This is a genomic window from Microcoleus sp. Pol12B4 (assembly GCF_036701385.1).
Taxonomy (GTDB): domain Bacteria; phylum Cyanobacteriota; class Cyanobacteriia; order Cyanobacteriales; family Microcoleaceae; genus Microcoleus.
This window is the reverse complement of record NZ_JAUBQR010000005.1, coordinates 1-1,911: the sequence shown is the minus strand read 5'-3', so window position 1 is coordinate 1,911 and position 1,911 is coordinate 1. Positions and strand designations below refer to the sequence as shown.

Here is a 1,911-nt window from a genome sequence, read left to right as displayed (position 1 = left end):
ATCCACGAAAATCCCGAAGCCAAAGTGCTGGCTTACTATCGCTGGAGTGATGAGGGAACGCGAGCAGTAGTTGTCGCTAATTTTTCGGATACTTATCTATCTGGTTACTGCATTCCTAAGTTTCCGGCGGCAGGAACTTGGCACGAGTGGATGTACAACAAAGTCGTAGAAGTTGGGGAAGAAGGGTTTAAGTTTGATTTGCCGGAATGGTCAGCGCAAGTATTTGTTTGATAGCCGAAGAATTATGTCTCCAGGCAGATGAACGGCCCAGTTGTACAACAGTAAATTGTATTTAAGACGGGCGCACCAAACTCAACAAACTGGGTTTTTCTACCTAGGTGGATTGCTGTAACGATACTTTTTTGTAAAAAAACTCGGTTTCTGCATCCAAGAGTGCGATCGTAATTCCTGGTATTGAGAATAACAATTACAGGGCGACTTGCTAACCGTGAATTAACACGTCAATTAACACAAACTTTGTCGGAGGACAAACTCTATGGGCTGGCTAAAAAGATTGTTTGGTTTAGAAAAACTTGAAAATCAAGAAACTGTTGACGCTCCTGCTTACCAAGCACCTGTAGCTCAATCTCAAGCTCAAGCTCAACCTGCTGCGAGCGCTCAGACAATCCCACCGGAACGCATGGGATTGAATGGAGAATACGATCAAAACGGCTTAGCTAAACGGGTGGCTCAGGCTTTCGATGCAAATCCAGATGTTGCCGATATTGAGACTGTTTATGTAGCGCAACTTGGGACTACTGTGGTTCTCAAAGGTACAGTTCCCAGTCAGGAAATTGTCAACAAGTTGGTGACAATTGCTAAAGGTGTTAAGGGTGCAACTGGGGTGGAAACTAATCAAGTTACTGTCGGCTAAAGCGATGGTTATTTCTAACAGTTAGCATTTACGAGTTAAGTGTTAACTTTACTGCTAACTGTTAACTCCTACCAGTCTTTTTTATATCTCATGGTTTCAATAAAAAATATGACAGGGGACACCTTAGAACCTACTCGGGGAAAATTAGAACGGGCTCTTTCGCAGGGAATTCAAGCTTTGTACCGCTCTCAACTCGGACACCCAACGACTCAGGCGCTCTGCAATCTTTTGGATAACAAATTGATAATTGTTGTCGAAAATGGGCTTACTCAACCCGAAAAACTGCTGGCTCAGAACGGTCAGAAAGATTTGGCGTTGGAGGTGCGGACACAGTTAGAATCTGTTCTGGAATTGCCACTGAAAGAATTAATCCAAAAGGTTTTGGGCGTTGGAGTCACTGATTTGCTCCGCGATGCGACCTTGGAGACTGGCCGCACTGGAACGATCGCAATTTTGGACTCTGCACCTCAAGTTCGTGATTCTAACTATAAATCTAAAACTCAACCAAAAGCATTGGAGAGTTGATGTGCTGGCGGATAACTGTTTCTAAATCTTTGATGTTAAAAGGTTTGGAAAGGTATTCCACGCAGCCTGCTTCGAGAATTCGAGCGCGGTCTTCGGGTTTTGCTAGTGCTGTGACAGCAACAATCGGAATATCTCTGAGATCGGGGTTTTGTTGGGCGCGCTTTACTACCTCCATACCGTCTATATCCGGCAGGCAAATGTCGAGTACGATTAGGTCGGGCTGTCGATCGACTGCTGCTGAAAGAGCAGCGTACCCGTCAACTGCTCCCACGCACTCGCAGCCGAATAAATCGAGTATTTGTGTCAGCAGCTCTAAGTTGTCCGGATTGTCGTCTACAGCCAACACTAAAGGACGCTTGTCAACCCGGGGTTGACCGCTAGTGAAAGACGAGGATTCCAATTTATTGTTCCAATGAGGGTAGTTCATAAATGCCGAGCGAAACGATCAAAAAAGTTGTCTCCGAGGCATTCTTCAAGTGGCGCTGCGGCACTTGAAACAGATTGGCTCGTAT

The 1,911-nt window shown here is 45.3% G+C and carries 4 protein-coding genes; 3 read left to right on the top strand and 1 reads right to left on the bottom strand.

What is annotated here, in order from left to right; all coding sequences use genetic code 11:
* The 3 genes from QUA38_RS01620 to QUA38_RS01610 form a co-directional block, all read left to right on the top strand.
* The coding region (locus QUA38_RS01620; protein ID WP_333158624.1) for an alpha amylase C-terminal domain-containing protein at nucleotides 1-231 on the top strand (231 nt) is incomplete at its 5' end.
* Nucleotides 232-496: 265 nt separating this feature from the next.
* Nucleotides 497-874, top strand: a complete 378-nt coding sequence (locus QUA38_RS01615) for a BON domain-containing protein (protein ID WP_333158622.1) — start codon at nucleotides 497-499, stop codon at nucleotides 872-874.
* 108 nt (nucleotides 875-982) lie between these two features.
* Complete coding sequence (locus tag QUA38_RS01610) at nucleotides 983-1,399, top strand: DUF2294 domain-containing protein (protein ID WP_333158620.1); 417 nt, start codon at nucleotides 983-985, stop codon at nucleotides 1,397-1,399.
* Here the strand turns inward: QUA38_RS01610 and QUA38_RS01605 are convergent.
* Nucleotides 1,368-1,799, bottom strand: a complete 432-nt coding sequence (locus QUA38_RS01605; protein ID WP_333158618.1) for a response regulator — start codon at nucleotides 1,797-1,799, stop codon at nucleotides 1,368-1,370. The two genes, QUA38_RS01610 and QUA38_RS01605, sit on opposite strands and share 32 nt — an antisense overlap.
* Between the last annotated feature and the right edge of the window lie 112 nt (nucleotides 1,800-1,911).

What these genes read in the sequence shown, in the direction of transcription:
- QUA38_RS01615 (WP_333158622.1), top strand. Translation starts at nt 497, where the DNA reads ATGGGCTGGCTAAAAAGATTGTTTGGTTTAGAAAAACTTGAAAATCAA.
- QUA38_RS01610 (WP_333158620.1), top strand. Translation starts at nt 983, where the DNA reads ATGACAGGGGACACCTTAGAACCTACTCGGGGAAAATTAGAACGGGCT.